Source organism: Shewanella acanthi (genome assembly GCF_019457475.1).
GTDB lineage: Bacteria > Pseudomonadota > Gammaproteobacteria > Enterobacterales > Shewanellaceae > Shewanella > Shewanella acanthi.
Window position 1 is genome coordinate 1,079,348 of sequence record NZ_CP080413.1, and the last position, 18,189, is coordinate 1,097,536.

General features: G+C 46.4%; 13 protein-coding genes. 7 read left to right on the top strand and 6 right to left on the bottom strand.

The window, feature by feature from the left end:
• Positions 1-30: 30 nt before the first annotated feature.
• The 3 genes from K0H61_RS04810 to hpf all read right to left on the bottom strand — a co-directional run bounded on the left by K0H61_RS04810 (position 31) and on the right by hpf (position 4,839).
• Positions 31-2,907, bottom strand: a complete 2,877-nt coding sequence (locus K0H61_RS04810) for a valine--tRNA ligase (protein WP_220051609.1) — start codon at positions 2,905-2,907, stop codon at positions 31-33.
• Between the two features lie 14 nt (positions 2,908-2,921).
• The gene (locus tag K0H61_RS04815; protein WP_220051610.1) at positions 2,922-3,386 is read right to left on the bottom strand and encodes a DNA polymerase III subunit chi; all 465 of its coding nucleotides are present in this window, start codon (positions 3,384-3,386) and stop codon (positions 2,922-2,924) included.
• Between the two features lie 1,099 nt (positions 3,387-4,485).
• On the bottom strand, positions 4,486-4,839 hold the full coding sequence (hpf, locus tag K0H61_RS04820) for a ribosome hibernation-promoting factor, HPF/YfiA family (protein WP_220051611.1): 354 nt from the start codon (positions 4,837-4,839) through the stop codon (positions 4,486-4,488).
• A 296-nt stretch (positions 4,840-5,135) separates the two neighbouring features.
• Here hpf and K0H61_RS04825 point away from each other — a divergent pair, with 296 nt between their 5' ends.
• Positions 5,136-5,825 carry a cytochrome b/b6 domain-containing protein gene (locus K0H61_RS04825; RefSeq protein ID WP_220051612.1) on the top strand — a complete coding sequence of 230 codons (690 nt, stop codon included), beginning with the start codon at positions 5,136-5,138 and terminating at the stop codon, positions 5,823-5,825.
• A gap of 60 nt (positions 5,826-5,885) precedes the next feature.
• On the opposite strand, the gene K0H61_RS04830 is transcribed toward K0H61_RS04825, so the two are convergent.
• Positions 5,886-6,335 carry a c-type cytochrome gene (locus K0H61_RS04830; protein ID WP_220052476.1) on the bottom strand — a complete coding sequence of 150 codons (450 nt, stop codon included), beginning with the start codon at positions 6,333-6,335 and terminating at the stop codon, positions 5,886-5,888.
• Between the two features lie 201 nt (positions 6,336-6,536).
• On the opposite strand from K0H61_RS04830, the gene trpR reads away from it, so the two are divergent.
• Positions 6,537-6,812, top strand: coding sequence for a trp operon repressor (gene trpR, locus K0H61_RS04835; protein ID WP_220051613.1), 276 nt, complete (start codon positions 6,537-6,539; stop codon positions 6,810-6,812).
• A gap of 48 nt (positions 6,813-6,860) precedes the next feature.
• On the opposite strand, the gene K0H61_RS04840 is transcribed toward trpR, so the two are convergent.
• Both K0H61_RS04840 and slyD read right to left on the bottom strand, forming a co-directional pair.
• On the bottom strand, positions 6,861-7,238 hold the full coding sequence (locus tag K0H61_RS04840) for a hypothetical protein (RefSeq protein WP_220051614.1): 378 nt from the start codon (positions 7,236-7,238) through the stop codon (positions 6,861-6,863).
• 221 nt (positions 7,239-7,459) lie between these two features.
• Positions 7,460-8,113 (bottom strand): peptidylprolyl isomerase, encoded by a 654-nt coding sequence (slyD, locus tag K0H61_RS04845; RefSeq protein WP_220051615.1) that lies wholly within the window; start codon positions 8,111-8,113, stop codon positions 7,460-7,462.
• A 625-nt stretch (positions 8,114-8,738) separates the two neighbouring features.
• On the opposite strand from slyD, the gene thrA reads away from it, so the two are divergent.
• The 5 genes from thrA (at position 8,739) to K0H61_RS04870 (ending at position 18,122) form a co-directional block, all read left to right on the top strand.
• Positions 8,739-11,207 (top strand): bifunctional aspartate kinase/homoserine dehydrogenase I, encoded by a 2,469-nt coding sequence (gene thrA / locus K0H61_RS04850; protein WP_220051616.1) that lies wholly within the window; start codon positions 8,739-8,741, stop codon positions 11,205-11,207.
• Positions 11,204-12,142 (top strand): homoserine kinase, encoded by a 939-nt coding sequence (thrB, locus tag K0H61_RS04855; RefSeq protein ID WP_220051617.1) that lies wholly within the window; start codon positions 11,204-11,206, stop codon positions 12,140-12,142. The genes thrA and thrB overlap by 4 nt, the downstream gene beginning before the upstream one ends.
• 68 nt (positions 12,143-12,210) lie before the next feature.
• The gene (thrC, locus tag K0H61_RS04860) at positions 12,211-13,494 is read left to right on the top strand and encodes a threonine synthase (protein WP_220051618.1); all 1,284 of its coding nucleotides are present in this window, start codon (positions 12,211-12,213) and stop codon (positions 13,492-13,494) included.
• A gap of 311 nt (positions 13,495-13,805) precedes the next feature.
• Complete coding sequence (locus tag K0H61_RS04865) at positions 13,806-14,630, top strand: substrate-binding periplasmic protein (protein WP_258406007.1); 825 nt, start codon at positions 13,806-13,808, stop codon at positions 14,628-14,630.
• A gap of 207 nt (positions 14,631-14,837) precedes the next feature.
• Positions 14,838-18,122 carry a S41 family peptidase gene (locus K0H61_RS04870; protein WP_220051619.1) on the top strand — a complete coding sequence of 1,095 codons (3,285 nt, stop codon included), beginning with the start codon at positions 14,838-14,840 and terminating at the stop codon, positions 18,120-18,122.
• The last annotated feature ends 67 nt before the right edge of the window (positions 18,123-18,189 follow it).

Below are 18,189 nucleotides of genomic sequence, written 5' to 3' on the forward strand. Positions count from 1 at the left end.
GTTAGCGTCTATCTTAACTAGCGCTAGCACTTAAGCTTCGAGTTTAGCGAATTCCGCTTTTTGCTCTTTCAGCTTGTCCATATCGCGGCTCAGATCGGCCATTTTGGCGCGCTCTTTATCGATAACGGCAGGTGGTGCTTTTGCCACAAATCCTTCATTCGATAATTTACCCTCGATACGGGCGATTTCTTGCGTCAGCTTTTCAAGCTGCTTGTCGATACGCGCCATTTCAGCGGCTACGTCTACAAGACCGGCCATAGGAATTAATAACTCCATCTCACCGATTAAGCCTGTAGTCGACATAGGCGCGGTTTCACCTTCACCAAGAATCGTCATGCTTTCTAAGCGTGCTAATGTCGTGAAGAAAGCTTGGTTGGCTTCAACACGGGCTTTGTCCTGAGCACTTACACCACGCAAAAGGGCGTTTAATGGCTTAGAAGGTGCAATGTTAAGCTCGGCGCGAATGTTACGTACCGCCACAATCACTTGCTTAACCCATTCAAGATCGGCCATCGCAGCGGCATCGACTTTGTCAGCATCATAGCTTGGGAACGGCGCTAACATAATAGTGTCGCCTTGAGCTCCCGTGAGCGGTTTAACGCGCTGCCAAATCGTTTCAGTGATATACGGCATCATTGGGTGCATTAAACGCTGCATGGCTTCTAACACATTGACCAACGTGTGGCGTGTGCCACGCATTTGCGCTTCACTGCCGTTTTGAAGTACTGGCTTAGTTAATTCTAAGTACCAATCGCAGAACTGGTTCCAAGTGAACTCGTACAAGGTGTTAGCCGCAAGGTCGAAACGGTAGCTTGCCATGTGCTCGTCATAGGTTTTCACGGTTTGGTTGAACAAACCGATGATCCAGCGATCCGCCAGTGACAACTCCATTTCACCGCCTTGGTAGTCCGGTGAATTCGGGCCACAATCTTGACCTTCGGTGTTCATCAGCACGTAACGTGATGCGTTCCATAACTTGTTACAGAAGCTGCGGTAGCCGTCTAAACGCTTCATGTCCCAGTTGATATCGCGGCCCGTTGAGGCCATTGCCGCTAGGGTGAAGCGCAGTGCGTCTGTACCGTGGGCTTCGATACCATTTTCGAACTCTTTACGAGTGCTCTTTTCAATCTTGGCGGCCAGTTGTGGCTGCATCATGTTGCCGGTACGTTTTTCAACGAGGGCTTCAAGATCGATACCGTCAATCATATCCAACGGGTCAAGAACGTTGCCCTTAGATTTTGACATCTTGTTACCCGCTTCATCACGGATAAGACCAGTCACATAAACAGTTTTGAATGGTACCTGTGGCTTGCCGTCTTCATCTTTGATGAAGTGCATGGTCATCATGATCATACGGGCAACCCAGAAGAAGATGATGTCAAAACCTGTCACTAACACATCGGTTGGGTGGAAGGTTTTTAAATCTTCAACATTGTCTGGCCAGCCCAAAGTTGAGAATGTCCAAAGGGCTGAGCTGAACCAAGTATCCAGCACGTCTTCATCTTGGCGCAGGGCGACAGAGGCATCGATATTGTGCTTAGCACGCACTTCGGCTTCGGTGCGGCCAACATAGACCTTACCATTAGCATCGTACCAAGCAGGGATACGGTGACCCCACCACAGTTGACGGGAGATACACCAGTCTTGAATGTCGCGCATCCAAGAGAAGTACATGTTTTCGTATTGTTGTGGCACGAACTTAATGTCGCCATTCTCAACGGCTTCGATGGCGGTTTTCGCCATAGGTGCAACAGCAACGTACCATTGGTCGGTCAGCATTGGTTCGATAACCACGCCAGAGCGGTCACCGTAGGGCACTTTTAAGCCGTGCGGTGCGATTTTTTCGAGCAGACCTAAAGTTTCAAACTCAGCCACGATGGCGTCACGGGCTTTGAAACGATCAAGACCTGCGAAACGCTCTGGCAGGCTGCCATCTAAGGTGTTGTTGATGGAGCCGTCGGTGTTAACCACTTCAGCGGATGCGCGGATTGCCGCATCTAAGGTCAACACGTTAAACATCGGCAGCTTGTGGCGTTTACCGACTTCGTAGTCGTTAAAGTCGTGGGCAGGGGTGATTTTCACACAACCTGTACCAAACTCCATGTCTACGTAATCATCGGCAACGATAGGGATACGACGATTAACAATAGGTAACAGAATGAATTTGCCGATAAGTCCCTGGTATCGCTCGTCATCTGGGTGAACCGCTACCGCGCTATCACCGAGCATAGTCTCTGGGCGCGTGGTGGCGACTTCGAGGTAATCTTTACCGTCTGCAGTGAGCTCGCCATCGGCTAATGGATAACGCAAGTGCCACATGTGGCCTTGCTTTTCTTTGTTTTCTACTTCGAGATCAGAAATCGCGGTGTGCAGTTTAGGATCCCAGTTAACGAGGCGCTTACCACGGTAAATTAAATCATCTTCGTATAAACGAACGAAGACTTCTTGAACGGCTTTAGACAAGCCCTCGTCCATGGTGAAACGCTCGCGATCCCAATCAACCGATGCGCCCATGCGGCGTAACTGTTTAGTGATGGTACCGCCAGATTGTGCTTTCCAGTCCCATACCTTTTCCATGAAGGCATCACGGCCTAGGTCGTGGCGGCTTTTGCCTTCTTCGGCTTCGAGTTTACGCTCAACCAGCATCTGGGTCGCAATACCCGCGTGGTCAGTACCGACTTGCCACAGGGTGTTTTTGCCCTTCATGCGTTGGTAACGGATTAAGGTATCCATGATGGTATCTTGGAAGGCGTGGCCCATATGCAGGCTACCCGTCACGTTTGGTGGCGGGATCATGATGCAGTAATTGCCTTGGGAGGCATCACCGTGGGGCTTAAAGTAACCTTGCTCTTCCCAATTCTGGTATAGAGCTTGTTCAATGGACTGAGGATCGTATGTTTTTTCCATGGGAACGGTCTGTCTCAAACTAAATTAAGGGGATGTGTTGCTAAATTATGGGTCGTTAATTCGATCCCAAAACCGCGATACTGCCTATAGCGTTCACGGGCAACCGCTTTGTGCTGGTCGTCATTGGCAACAAAATCGATGATTTGACCAAAGTTTACCGCAAATGGGGGGACTTGGTCTGCAAGATTAATCAGAAGTTGGCGACTTTTATTGGGCCCAAGCCTATCGAAACCGATTTCGACGGGTGAGCCAGTCATCGGGCCTTCGCCCTTTAAGTTATGTGGCACGAACGCGCTGGGTTCAAATTGCCATAGCAGTTCATCAATCTCGAAAGCTAAGCTTTTGTCTTGGCAGTGAATATAAACCATTTGTTGTTTACTAAACGCTTGCTCAGCTAAGCGGCAAGCTAGTTGGTGCATGTCGCTTAAGGCGGTGTTTTCGCCATTTGGCGACAAGAGATAAAACAGCGCTTGAGTCATGATTTCAATGCTTTGCTTTGAGTGTGTGACGAACAGGCTAGTCTACACTAAAACTCGACTTTGGTTAACGACGGCTTGAGTAGAAATTTGGCCGCGATTTAGCCGTATGTAAGTTGTGTGAGCAGAGTGTCGAGTAAAGGGTAAAGTGAGTAGTTAACTGTAAAAGTTGTTGGAACAAAAAAGCGCACCCGAAGGTGCGCTGCGTTGAATTAAAAACTTGGCCAAACGAGTTTCCCCTCCTGAAATGCATTAAGCGTTACTATTAACTAACCAAAAACACCGGCTAGTCGACCAACCTATTGATAAACCAACACATTAACAAATCAGCATTGTATTTATCGATTACATTTTCACTCTTACCTTAGATCATATAAATAATGGGACTGTGGCTATTGTAAGTACCTTTAGTACATTTTGCTGTTATGCAGCTCGCCTTAGCCATGTATTTATATAACCCCCAACCTTTGAGCAATTTCATCATTTCTGACATTGCCAGTACCGCTTTGACCTCCTCTAGTATTAACAAACGAAGGTATAAAGGTTGATAACACTGTATTAATAGGCCTCCAAACCTTAAGTGTTGAGGAAAAGACTGTTCGATAATCTTGATTGGTTAAGTGAACGGGAACTCCTTAAACAAATTACGGGTTAGCGTTAAAAGACAATGAATAGGTATTTGTTAATTACTTGATTTTTTTATTGACCTCACTGATTGATGATTTGGCTTAACCTACTGCGAAGCTTATATTTCTACTTGTTAAAACATCCTCTATTGAGCTTTCGAACTAAAACTAATAAGCCTTTGAAATATCGATTGTGGGTGGAGACCTCCTTCTTTTGCTGCAGGGTGTTTGGCATAAAATCACATCACTTCGATTCATGCTGCCACTTAGTAAAGTGTAGTAGTTGTTTAAAGAATCACATCGTTTTAGTGGACCATTAAGACTTACTTTCCAACCTATTCCCAAAACTGTGATCGATAAAACGAAATCTACTGTGCCTCTCGAAGTGATGTGTCCCGCACTAACACCGATTAATCAACTTTTTAGCGAGAAGTAAAAAAACCATTCATCAAGCTAATTATCTCAATTTCGGCTAATTAAGCTGCATCCTCCTCATAATCATCGTCATAGTTAACGGCTTCTTCTGGGTGCTCAAGAGAGACGAATCGTTGGGTTTCAGATTTATGGGTTTGACGATTTAGTTGTTTCTCTAATTTTTGTCCCATCGCGGTAATAGCAGCATAAAGATTGTCGTGTTTGGCTTGAGCAAAGAGTTCTCCATTTGGGATACCAACCGACGCTTCAATTTTGAAACCAGGTTTTTCCTCGGTAATGATGATATGTGGATTAATCAGCTGCACATCGTGTCTAGAAAGTTTCTCAAAACGGCTTTCGATACGTTCACGGATTGGGGCAGTGACTTCTAATTGTTTGCTCGTAATCTTTAGCATATGTAGCACCTTTTTTTGTTTCCTTGGTTTTCAGAGTATCAATTTCACCCTGTAAAAATGTGATGTGAATCACATTTATTGGTCTGCTAATTTTCGTTCGTTGGTAATTTGATCGCTTAGACAAATATCAAGAAAACTGAGCAAAAAAGGCTTGTATTGCCGGTCAAAGGGCGCCATATTTGATGGGATAACAACGCAGTACTTCCCCTAGATTTACCCATCTTTACGTTAACTTCCTAAGTTTTTCCGGATAAAATCATTTCACTTAGTTGCTGGTTTTTCGCATGGAGTGAAATATGAGAGCCGACCATATCAAAGTTAAAGTTTGGGATTTACCTACACGTGTATTTCACTGGTCATTGGTTTTGGTCATGGGCTTACTTTGGTGGAGTGCTGAATCTGGTGAGATGCTATGGCATCAGATTTTTGCCTACAGCTTGTTGGTACTGATTGGATTCAGACTATTGTGGGGGCTTATTGGCAGCGAGACAGCAAGATTTAGCCATTTTGTGCATCACCCTAGAGTTGTGCTCGATTACATAAAAGAAAAAAGAGCAAGGGGGATAACACCAGTTTTTGGCCATAATCCCATTGGTGGCTATATGGTGATAGCGCTCCTTACTATGATAAGTATTCAACTAGTGACGGGATTATTTGCAACCGATGAGGTATTTACTGAAGGGCCACTGTATTCCTTTGTGAGTGAAGCTACTAGCGGATTATTGACGACATTTCATAAACTTAATTTCAACCTGATCCTTGCCTTAAGTGCTGTGCATATTCTGGCTGTCATTGTACATGCGCTTAAAGGGGACAAATTAGTGGCTGCGATGGTGAGCGGCTATAGGCGAGTTTCACATCAGGATGCTTTGGCCGCAGAATCTGAACTTACCTTTATGCCTTTATGGGTAGCGTTAGTCGTGTTGTTACTCTTGGCCGTTTTGGTATTTGGTTATTTGATTTGGCCGATAGTTCAGGTGCTTTAGCCACTTTGCATATAAAAAAGCCTGCACAATGCAGGCTTTTTTCTGCCATAAATAAATGACTTAGTCTTTTTTATAGACGTCGTGACAGCCTTTACAGCTTTTACCTGTGTTCATAAAGGCTTGCTTAAGTTCAGCCTGATCGCCTTTTTGAGCTACGGTTGCCAGAATGGCGGCATTTTCTTGGAAGGTTTTCATCTTAGCGTCGAAGTCGGCTCTGTCTTGCCAGATTTTGGCTAGGGCTTCAGTTTCGCCCTTATCAGAACCGTCGATGAATCCTTCAAATGGGATATGTGATAACGCGGCAACATTAGTGGCACGCATTGCAAAAGTTGCAGCATCGAAAGGTTTTTTCCCTTTCATCATGGCACCCATATCACCAAAGTTATAGGCAAGTAGGCTAAAAGCCGATTGGCGGTACTCAATCGCGTCTTTGGGGTCTTCGAAATTGTGTGCTTGTGCAGTTGATGCTAACAGAGTACCAGTAAATAGAGACAGAAGTAATTTTTTCATCATATTCTCACAAATAGGTGTCGAAGTGTGACATTGCGCTTCTATTTTACACAAATTAAATTAATGTACTACAAGCTATTTCGGCCATTCATCTTGGAAAAAAAGATGAAATGTAACGAGTTATCTATGCTGTTGTGCTGTATAGCGGTGAAATCTGCTACACTGCGAGCGTCATGCTGTAACTGTATTTATGGAGCGATTATGCGAGCCCACTGGGATTTGGTTTTAGAAAAAATATTAGCTCATCAAAACTATGAGGAACTCTCAGTTTTATTTCATTTATTGCTGACGGAAGAGGAACGTAGTGCCATTGCGGGGCGTTTGAAGGTGTTCCAATTGTTATTAAATGGCGAGATGAGTCAGCGACAAATCGCAGCGGAATATGAGGTGAGCATTGCGACTATTACACGTTGTTCAAATTATCTAAAACACATGACGGTAGAACACCGAGCAAGAATACAAAATCTAATTTCTTAAGAGCCAATGCCTAATGGTACGCAATCATGCTATTAGGCATTGGTTGTATTAAAAAATGGGCGTTACAGGTAAGCGATGGCGACGGTAAAGGGAACGTCTTAGTAGAATATAGAAGCCATAACTTAGCAGACAGATGGCGACAACGGGATACATTTTCTCGGGCAAGTATTTGAAGATTGCTAATGCCGACAGTAGATATAAAAACGGCATAAAATCATAGAGTGATTTGGGAATATGCCCAGATTTCCGGCGTTTTACCGGATCCGTTCGGCGATTCTGAGAACGTAAAACATAGATCCTCGCCCCTAAAACGAACACAGTTAAACCTGAAAGTAGGGCATAACTTGGTTCAAGTAGCATGAAGCTCGCACTGCCAAGAGCCATGTATCCGTAAGGTAATAATTCGTAGAGCGGTTTGGTTATCATAAGCACTCCTTCGCATTGTTCTGACATCATATTGATTGGTACTTTGAAATCCCTATTTCAAAGGCATTCAAGTCCAATAAACATCCCTGTTTACCGCTCAGATTATAATCAAAGGTGAATAAAAAAGCACTTCCTTGTATAAGGAAGTGCTTCTTAAGTCACAAAAGTGAAACAACCGCTTTTAAAAACAATTGCTCACTTCTTGCTAATGCGAAAAGCTATTAGCCGTGACAGCCGCAGCCACCATTGCCATCACATCCGGCTTTTGGTGTATCGCAGGCCTCGTGTTCATGGTTATGGTCATCACTAGTGTTACAGCAACCGCCTACGTCGTGGCCATGATTTGAACCACCACAGCAACCGCCACCATGGTCGTGATCATGACTATGATCGTGACTGCCACAACCGCCGTGGGCGTGGATATGACCGTGTGCTACTTCTTCAGCTGTCGCTTCACGAACATCAACGATTTCAATACTAAAGCTTAATGCTTGACCCGCAAGTGGATGGTTACCATCGACAACTACCACATCGTCTTTTACTTCAACAACTTGTACTGGGCGTTGACCCATTTCAGTTTCAGCAATAAAGCGCATGCCTGGCACGATATCTTCGATATCGCCAAAGGCTTCTAATGGTACTGCTTGGCGAAGACCATCGTGATATGGACCATAGGCCTCTTCGGCTGCGATGGTGACATCGAGTTTGTCGCCTTTTGTCTTTCCGTCTAATGCCGCTTCAAGTCCTGGGATCAGGTTATCTGTGCCGTGTAGGTAGATCATAGGTTCTGCATCGAAAGAATCTTCTAACAGTCTGCCTTCTTGATCGGATAAACGGTAATGGATAGTTACCGCACTGTATTGAGTGATTTTCATGTCGTCTCCGGTTCGGAATTTGCGCGCATCATATCGTGCTTTTTTGATGCTGGCGATATCTTACAGCGTCTTAAATGAGCAATCGTTTAGCCCTTTGCAACACTAATAACCTAAATTGGGAATAGTCACAAAGTGCAGTTGTTGTTTTTTAGGCATTGCTCAAGAATAGATAAAAATTGTCTTAGAAATGCTAATCCTCATTTGGTTGCAACTACTATTCGATATGAGTTGTGTTAGATGTTTAATATTTTTCATGGTGGATGCGATGAATGATATTCAATGAGGTTTATTTTTGATGATTAATCATTTTTATGCGGTTTTTGTGATGATTTATTAAATTGTGGCGATGAGTTTTCATCATCATAGAAATTGTACACAAATAATCCATCTCAGGGGTTGACAAGTTGAGTGCAAAAAAGCAATTCTGTTTAGCATACATCAATACGGATATGTCAAATCATATGCTTAGCCTAGGTTTAGTAGTAATTACCATTATTACAACCACCACTACCACTACCACAGTGGGGGCGGGCTGATTTACCCTAAAGAATATTAACGAAAGCCCGCTTCCCACAAAGGAGCGGGCTTTTTTGTTTCTAGCGTGGGCGCGGTACAGGAGATCAAGATGAAAGTAATGAAATTTGGTGGTACCTCGCTTGCAAATTGGCAGCGATTTTCAATGGCGGCGGAGATTGTTGCCAAGGCCTCACATTCTGAAGCTGTGGCAGCTGTGCTATCAGCACCAGCAACTGTGACTAATGCGTTGCTTGAAATGGTGGATGTGGCGGTTAAGGGGGAGGATTACTTACCCGTGTTGCAGCATGTGGAGCAGGTTTTTACCTCCCTCTATCAAGATGCGGCAAATTCTGGTTTGTCTGCCGCGCAGCGTGATTCCTTATTTGCGGGACTCGCGGCGCAGCTCGCTCTATGGCATGACAGACTCCGCGGTATCGCACTGTTACAGGAATGCCCAGACGGCATTCGTGCCGAAATCGTGGTGGCGGGGGAAAGACTTTCGGCTGCGTTGATGGAGCAACTGATGCTGGCTAAGGGGATATCCTCGGCGCAACTCGACCCAAGAGCCTTGTTCCTCGGCGTAGGTCGACCACTGGAGTCTGTGGTTGATATCAGTGCAAGCAAACCTAGATTTAAGCAGCTGCCACTTGATAATAAACGCGTGTGGGTAATGCCAGGATTTACTGCTGCTGATGAGCACGGCAAGGTTGTGACCTTAGGCCGCAATGGGTCTGATTACTCTGCCGCCGTACTGGCTGCTTGCCTTGATGCTTCAAGTTGTGAAATCTGGACTGATGTGGATGGCGTTTATAACACCGATCCCCGCGTGGTTGCCGATGCTAAGTTATTGTCACAACTAAGCTATCAAGAGGCGATGGAGCTTTCTTATTTTGGTGCTAAGGTGCTGCATCCAAAAACTATAGCCCCCATCGCCCAGTTCCATATTCCCTGTTATATCAAAAATAGTTTTAACCCTGATGCGCCCGGCACTTTGGTATCTAATCAAGCCGATGAAAGCGGCTTGAAGGTTAAAGCCATTTCTAATTTAGATAACCAAACCATGTTCGATGTGTCGGGACCAGGCATGAAGGGTATGGTTGGTATGGCGAGTCGCACCTTAGCGGCGATTTCCCGCAGCGGTGTGTCGGTATCTCTCATCACCCAAAGTTCATCCGAATACAGTATCAGTTTCTGTGTTGCGACCGCCGATGCCGCCAAAGTTAAATCTGCCCTCGAGCAAGAGTTTGAACTTGAGATAAAGAGCGAGATATTAGAGCCCATCGAAATGCGCCATGAGCTGGCGATCGTCTCGTTAATTGGCGATGGCATGCGCACCCATAAAGGAGTTGCCGCACGCTTCTTCCAAGCGTTAGCGCAGGCGAGTGTGAATATCATCGCTATCGCCCAAGGCTCCTCTGAACGTTCTATCTCAACTGTGATTGAGCAGCGCAAAACCAAGCACGCGGTGGCAGCCTGTCATCAGGGCTTTTTCGATGTGCAGCAATATCTCGATGTGTTTTTGGTCGGTTGTGGCAATGTTGGCGCAGGTTTACTTGAGCAGATAAAGCAGCAAGCTGAAGTACTTAAAGAGCAACATATCAGTATCCGGGTATGCGGTATCGTCAATTCAAACCGAATGCTGCTGAACAGTTCGGGCATCGATTTAAATAATTGGCAAAATCTGCTTGTCGACAGTCAGCATCAAAGTGATATTCCTGCTTTGCTGGCTTGGGTGAAAGAGCAGCAACTGCTAAATCCCGTGCTGGTTGACTGCACGTCGAGCGAGCAAATCTCGAATCGGTATTTAGATGTAATGAATGCGGGGATGCACGTGGTCACGCCAAATAAGAAGGCCAATACCCGCGATTATGGCTATTACCAAGCTTTGAGACAAACCGCCCTTAACCAGCGCCGTCAATTTTTGTACGAGACCAACGTTGGTGCAGGTCTGCCAGTCATCGACAACCTGAAAAAACTGCTGTTTGCGGGTGATAAGTTACATAAATTCAATGGCATTTTGTCAGGTTCCCTATCCTTTATCTTCGGCATGCTCGATGAGGGGATGTCATTGTCTGAGGCAACTAAGGTAGCGCGAGAAAAATGCTTTACTGAGCCCGATCCCCGTGATGACCTCAGTGGTATGGATGTTGCCCGCAAGGTATTGATTCTTGCCCGGGAAGTTGGTCTAAACCTTGAGCTGGGCGATATCGTTGTCGATTCAGTGTTGCCTGCAGAATTCGATGATTCTGGGGATGTCGAGACCTTTATGGCGCGTTTGCCGCAGCTCGATGCAACCATCGCTGCGCGAGTCGCTAAGGCTAAAGCTGAGGGCAAAGTGCTGCGTTATGTAGGGCAAATTGAAGAGGGCGCCTGCCATGTGCGTATTGCCGAGGTGGATGCCAGCGATCCACTCTATAGCGTAAAAGGTGGCGAAAACGCGCTGGCTTTCTATAGCCGTTATTATCAGCCTATTCCCTTTGTGCTTCGAGGCTATGGCGCAGGCACTGCCGTGACTGCCGCCGGGGTTTTTGCTGACGTATTAAGAACATTGAATTGGACTCGTGAGGTAAGTGTATGAGTTTGACGGTTTACGCACCTGCCTCCATGGGGAATGTGGGCGTGGGGTTTGATTTATTAGGTGCGGCGTTGGCGCCGATTGATGGCAGTTTACTCGGTGATCGGGTGTCGATTTCTGCGGCCGACTCTGGCGTAAGTTTGACCCAAACCGGTGTTTGGGCCCATAAGTTGCCCGCCAATCCTGAAGAGAATATCGTCTTTCAATGCGCGCAGTTTTTCTTAAAAACGCTTGGCAAAGAAGATTCTGGCATTCTACTTAACCTTGAGAAAAACCTGCCTGTCGGCAGCGGCTTAGGTTCGAGCGCAAGCTCAGTAGTTGCAGCTTTGTATGCCCTCAATGAGTTTTTCGATAAGCCCTTCGATGAGCAAGCGTTATTGGCTTTGATGGGCGAGTTTGAAGGCAAAATCAGTGGCAGCGTTCACTATGATAACGTCGCGCCCTGTTATTTAGGCGGCATGCAACTGATGCTCAATGTGTCAGGCACTATTTGTCAGGCGATACCAAGTTTTAAAGAATGGTATTGGGTAGTGGCTTACCCTGGAATTTCATTATCGACGGCAATGATGCGTAAATTGATGCCAGATCAATACGATAAATCCGTGGTAATCGATTTTGGCCGTTACTTAAGTGCCTTTGTGCATGCATCCTATCAGCACAATGCCAAGCTTGCGATTGAGGTATTAAAGGATGTGCTCGCCGAGCCTTACCGCGCAGCAGCGATTCCGGGATATGACAAGGCGCGCAGTGCTCTTTCTGATCTTGGTATGCTCACCACCGGAATTTCGGGTAGCGGGCCAACGCTCTTTTCGATTACCGACGATCTCAATACCGCCAATGCAGCTAAGGCGTGGTTAGAGGCAAATTATGTTACCGAGGCGGGGGGCTTTGCCCATGTGTGCCGCATCGATGAATTAGGCACTCGCAGGGTCGATTAACAGCCCTTTGATGTTTTCTCTTTCGTATAAGCGCGAGGCTTTACGCCTTGCGAAAAAGGTTGAACGATATGGAACTATACAATTTAAAACACCCTTCGCAGAAAGTGAGTTTTACTGAGGCGGTGCAATTAGGCTTAGGAAAAGACAGAGGACTGTTTTTTCCCACCCGAATCCCAGTGCTTGATAATATCGATGAGTTATTAGCTCTGTCCTTTGTTGAGCGCAGCAAAAAAGTGTTAGGCGCTTGGCTTGCTTCTGAACTGGGTCAAGCCAAGGTCGATGAATTAGTTGAAAAGGCCTTTAACTTCGACTTGCCATTAGTTGCAGTGGATGAAAAACGTGCCTGCCTTGAACTCTTCCATGGCCCTACCTTGGCATTTAAGGATTTTGGCGCACGATTTATGGCGCAGTGCGTTAACGCCTTTGCTCAGGATTCTCGCTTAACCATCCTAACGGCGACATCAGGAGATACTGGCGCTGCGGTGGCCGATGCCTTCTACGGCTTAGACAAGGTCAATGTGGTGGTGCTTTATCCGAAGGGGAAAATCAGCCTATTGCAGGAGAAAATGTTTACCACCTTAGGCAAGAATATCCATACCGTAGCCGTTGAGTCGGATTTTGATGCCTGTCAGCATTTGGTCAAACAAGCCTTTGAAGATGCCGATGTGCGTGATGGCTTGCATCTCAATTCAGCAAACTCAATCAATATCAGTCGTTTGTTGGCGCAAATCTGTTATTACTTCGAGGCAGTCGCGCAGTCAAAACAGCGCCATAGTAGCGACCCTGTTATTGCCGTACCGAGCGGCAACTTTGGTAACTTAACCGCAGGCTTATTTGCTAAGGCGATGGGGCTGCCGGTTAAGCGCTTTATTGCTGCAACAAATGCTAACGATACCGTGCCGCGCTACCTTGAAAATGGCCTATGGCAACCTAATCCAACCCAAGCCACTATGTCCAATGCGATGGATGTGAGCGAGCCTAGTAACTGGCCGAGGGTCGAAGCCATTTGTGAAAAGCTTGGCTGGCCACTGACTGATTTAGTCGGTATTCGTCTTAATGAAGCGCAAACCTCTGCAGCGCTTAAACAAATGCACGATATTGGCTATATCAGCGAGCCCCATGCGGCAATTGCTGCACATGCTCTTACTATGAATTTGAAGGATGATGAAGTTGGGATTTTCCTTGGTACAGCCCATCCGGCTAAGTTTAAGGATGTGGTCGACAGGGAGCTTGGTTTAAATTTGCCACTACCTCCAGAGCTTAAGGTTGTCGAACAAAAGGCCATTTTATCCGCCGAATTAGTGCCGGAATTTGGGTCATTAAAGGCGCATTTATTTAAGCTGTTGGGATAATTTGCCGCCCGTTTATTAAGTATTTTACAAAATGTCTAATCTAAGTCCTCACTCTAGCCCGACGTGCTAATGTGATGGGCTTAGGTTTTTTTCTACATCCATTAGTTCATTTAACCGAGTGTAAGCCTGCCAAAATTTTCCTCAAATTTTCAGCAATTCTAAGTCGAAAAGATGAATCAACTCACTCTTAATGGCGGCGAATTATTAAGCCGTCTAAGCTTATTGAGTCTTAGGAAGAGAATAGTATAAACCACTGTGGAGTTAGACCACTAAGTAACAAGGATGGCACTTTTACTTACGAGGCCGATATAGTGACCAAGTTTGTTTATCGGAAATTTCTGTTTGTATTGTTAGTTTTTGCGCTAGAAATCCCCTTCAGTGTTACTGCTGTAACGCTTAATCCCGTTTGCCCAACGTCTATTCGAGTCGGCTATAACGACTGGCCCCCCTATGCATGGCAAGCTTTAGATGGGCAACTCTTTGGCCTCGATATTGAACTGATGCGAGATTTTGCCGAGTATCTGGGGTGTCAGGTGACGTTTATTAAGATACCCGCTAAACGCTCCCATCAAATGCTTAAGGAGGGCACTTTAGACATGATGATGGGGGCCACCTTGACCTTGGAACGGCAGTCTTACGCATTGTTTTCGAGGGCTTATCGGGAGGAGGAAATCCGCTTATTCGCCCTCGACAAAAGCGACTCACACCTTGAGTTGACTCAATGGGAAGATATCTTTGATCAAAAACTACGCTTGCTCGTGCCCAACAGTGGTTGGTTTGGAGCTGACTATGAGCGAACTCAGCATCGATTGGATCAGGCGCATTTATTGGTGTTAAGCCCTGGTCCCGATAAGTCAGTGCAAATGCTTAATCATGGGCGTGCGGATTTCATCCTTGGAGAATCGATTGCCATTCCTTATGTTAGTCAGCGTCAGGGGATTTCTTTAATTGCATTGCCTATGGTGTTGGCGCAGCACGATATTCATTTGATGTTCAGTAAGGCGAGTATGACGGCTTTGCAGGTTGAACAGTTCGATCTAGCGATAGATACATTCCGTCAAAATGGGTTGCTCGAAAAAGTATTGCTAAAATGGCAACGATTCGCCCAATCGGCAACCGCAGAAATGACACAATAGTACCATTTTGCTCAGCCTCAAACGGATTAGCGTTTGTCGATACACGACTAACCTAATGACACATTTGCTAAAACTTCTCTCAGGTTAAGCTACTGACCTCATATGAGATTTCTGCTAGTTTGTCCTCCATCACTGCCTCTGGATTATCAATAATAAAGAGCAGCATTACACTCCATTGCTAATAATAACAATAGGATATTTCACTCCATGAAACTTCGTCACTCGGTTGCCTGCTGTATGCTGGCCCTTGGCACATTGAGCTTTAGCCAAGTATTCGCTTCTGATTCCAACGTAAACCAAGGTTACTACCGCGCCCCAGCACTTAAGGATAATACCTTAGTATTTACCGCCGAAGGGGATTTGTGGACTCAAACTCTAGGCCAAAAACAGGCCAGTCGGTTAACCAGTTTACCCTCAGAAGAACTCGGTGCGGCGATTTCCAACGACGGTAAATGGGTAGCCTATGTAGCTAACTACGAAGGCGCGAGCGAAGTGTATGTGATCCCAACGGCGGGTGGTTTAGCTAAGCGTGTGAGCTTTGAAAATAGCCGCGTTCGCGTACAAGGTTGGACGGCCAAGGGTGAGGTTTTATATTCCACCGATGCAGGCTTTGGGCCCGCTAACAACTGGATGCTGCGCACGGTTAATCCAGCATCCTTGCTGACAACCGATCTGCCTCTCGCCGATGCCGTGGAAGGGGTCATCGATGATGCGAACCAGTATGTGTATTTCACCCGTTTTGGTCTGCAAGTCACAGGCGATAATGCCAAAGTTTATCGCGGCGGTGCTAAGGGCGAATTATGGCGTTTCAAACTTGGTACAAATCTAGAAGCAGAGCTTCTCAGTGATAAGCACGAAGGTTCGGTGCGCCAACCTATGTTATGGCAGGATAGACTGTATTTTATCAGCGACAGCGATGGTAACGATAACCTCTGGTCGATGGCGCTCGATGGTTCAGATAGCAAGCAACTGACCCATTATCAGGATTGGCAGATGCGCGGTGCGCGCATGGATAATGGCAAAGTGGTGTTCCAGCAGGGCGCTGATATTCGTGTATTTGATATTGCCGCCAACACCGATAGTCGTTTAGAGATTGAGTTGACCTCCGACTTTGCCCAGCGCCGCGAACATTGGGTCAAAAATCCAATGGAGTACGCTACCTCTGCCAATTTAAATCTTTCAGGTGATAAGGTGGTTGTGACCGCCCGTAGCCATGTTGCCATTGCGGGTATTGATGGTTCACGTTTGATTGAGGTGGCCTTGCCGGGCACTTACCGTGTACGCAATGCGCTGATGAGTCAGGATGGCAAATTTGTGTATGCAATCAGCGATATGAGCGGCCAACAGGAAATTTGGCAATTCCCCGCCGATGGCAGCAATGGCGCTAAACAGCTGACGAAAGATGGGCATACGCTGCGCATGAGTCTTAGTTTATCTAAGGATGGCCGTTATCTCGCCCACGACGATAACGACGGCAATGTATTCCTGCTCGATTTGAAGAAAAATACTAACCAGAAAATCATCAGTAACGGCGAAGGCTTAGGCCCCTATGCCGATATCGTTTGGTCTTCCGATAGCCGCTTTATTGCATTGACTAAGTCTGAAATCGGCAAGCAAAGACCGCAGGTAGTGCTCTACTCGTTAGAGGAAAATAAGGCGCAGGCACTGACGAGCGATAAGTACGAATCCTATTCTCCGACGTTTAGTCGTGACGGGCAGTGGTTGTATTTCCTGTCTAATCGCCAATTTAGCGCAACGCCAAGTTCGCCATGGGGCGATCGAAACATGGGGCCCGTTTTTGATAAGCGCAGCCAAGTATTTGCCATTGCGCTGGTTAAAAATGCCAAGTTCCCCTTTAGCAAGCCAACGGAATTAACCACTAAAGAAGCTGAAAAAGCCGATGCCAAGGATAGCGTCGCCTCTGTGAAAGTGGATTGGGATGGAATCAATGAGCGTTTGTGGCAGGTTCCAGTAGAGTCGGGGAATTACAGCCAGCTACAGGCGGCGGATGGGCGTTTATATCTACTCGACCAGCCCATAGGCGATGAAACCCAACCGGATTTGAAAACCATTAAGTTCTCAGCACAAAAGGCAAAGGCTGAAATCTTTGCCGAGGATGTAGCAAGTTATACCCTATCTGCCGATGGCAAAAAGTTGATGTTGCGTAAGCACAGCAATGATAAGTCGTTATTGATTGTCGATAGTGGCGATAAGCTCGGCGATACCGATAATGCCAAGGTGCAAACTGAACAATGGCAACTGGCGATTTCGCCGATGCTTGAATGGCAACAGATGTTTGAAGATGCGTGGTTGATGCATAGAGACTCCTTCTTCGACACAAATATGCGTGGACTCGATTGGCAAGCAACTAAGGCCAAGTATCAACCGCTGCTTGAGCGCTTAACTGACCGCAATGAGCTCAATGATATCTTTATGCAAATGATGGGTGAGCTCAATGCGCTACACTCTCAGGTGCGTGGTGGTGATTTACCTAAGGATCCCGATGCGGCAACGGCGGCAAGCTTAGGTGCACGCCTGCAGCAGACTAAGGATGGAGTCAAAATTGCCCATATTTACCGCACCGATGCCGAGTTGCCAAGTCAGGCATCCCCCTTAAGTAAAATTGAGGTCGATGCCAAGGATGGTGACCTAGTGCTTGCCATCAATGGCACAAGGGTAAATACGGTCGCCGACGTTACTCGTTTACTGCGTAATCAGCAGAATAAGCAAGTATTACTGCAACTTAAGCGTGGTGGAGAGTCCCATAAAACTGTGGTTGTGCCAGTTAGCTCAAAGGATGACAGCCAACTGCGTTACCTCGATTGGGTAAATCATAACAGTGCTGCCGTCACTAAAGCGGCTGAAGGCAAGATTGGTTATCTGCACCTCAATGCAATGAGTGGAAGCGATATTGAGAGCTTCGTCCGTGAGTTCTATACCAATTACGATAAAGATGGCTTGATTATCGACGTGCGCCGAAATCGTGGCGGCAATATCGACAGCTGGATCATTGAAAAACTGCTGCGTCGCGCTTGGATGTTCTGGCAACCGACCCACGGCAGCGCAAACACCAATATGCAACAAACTTTCCGCGGTCACTTAGTGGTATTGACTGATGAGCTGACCTATTCAGACGGCGAAACATTCTCTGCAGGTATTAAGTCGCTTGGCCTCGCTCCGCTTATTGGTAAGCAAACTGCAGGAGCGGGTGTGTGGTTATCTGGTCGCAATGCGCTGACCGACAAAGGGATGGCGCGGGTTGCCGAATATCCGCAATATGCTCTAGATGGACGTTGGGTGCTCGAAGGGCATGGCGTCACGCCGGATATTGAAGTCGACAATCTGCCATTTGCTACTTTCAATGGACAGGATGCCCAGCTTGAAAAGGCAATTAGTTACTTGAAGGATCAAATGGCTAAACAACCATTGACTGAACTTAAGGGGCAGCCAATGCCAGTTAAAGGCATGGCGCAGGACATAAAGGCGAAATAATCAGGCGAGTATAACGGGCTAATACTCAATGAGTTAAGAATGGCTTAACTCACATTTAAGTTTAACC

Bases quoted from the DNA above. Each gene is read 5' to 3' on its own strand.
- K0H61_RS04810 (WP_220051609.1), bottom strand. From the start codon at position 2,907: ATGGAAAAAACATACGATCCTCAGTCCATTGAACAAGCTCTATACCAG.
- K0H61_RS04815 (WP_220051610.1), bottom strand. From the start codon at position 3,386: ATGACTCAAGCGCTGTTTTATCTCTTGTCGCCAAATGGCGAAAACACC.
- hpf (WP_220051611.1), bottom strand. From the start codon at position 4,839: ATGCTAAAGATTACGAGCAAACAATTAGAAGTCACTGCCCCAATCCGT.
- K0H61_RS04825 (WP_220051612.1), top strand. From the start codon at position 5,136: ATGAGAGCCGACCATATCAAAGTTAAAGTTTGGGATTTACCTACACGT.
- K0H61_RS04830 (WP_220052476.1), bottom strand. From the start codon at position 6,335: ATGAAAAAATTACTTCTGTCTCTATTTACTGGTACTCTGTTAGCATCA.
- trpR (WP_220051613.1), top strand. From the start codon at position 6,537: ATGCGAGCCCACTGGGATTTGGTTTTAGAAAAAATATTAGCTCATCAA.
- K0H61_RS04840 (WP_220051614.1), bottom strand. From the start codon at position 7,238: ATGATAACCAAACCGCTCTACGAATTATTACCTTACGGATACATGGCT.
- slyD (WP_220051615.1), bottom strand. From the start codon at position 8,113: ATGAAAATCACTCAATACAGTGCGGTAACTATCCATTACCGTTTATCC.
- thrA (WP_220051616.1), top strand. From the start codon at position 8,739: ATGAAAGTAATGAAATTTGGTGGTACCTCGCTTGCAAATTGGCAGCGA.
- thrB (WP_220051617.1), top strand. From the start codon at position 11,204: ATGAGTTTGACGGTTTACGCACCTGCCTCCATGGGGAATGTGGGCGTG.
- thrC (WP_220051618.1), top strand. From the start codon at position 12,211: ATGGAACTATACAATTTAAAACACCCTTCGCAGAAAGTGAGTTTTACT.
- K0H61_RS04870 (WP_220051619.1), top strand. From the start codon at position 14,838: ATGAAACTTCGTCACTCGGTTGCCTGCTGTATGCTGGCCCTTGGCACA.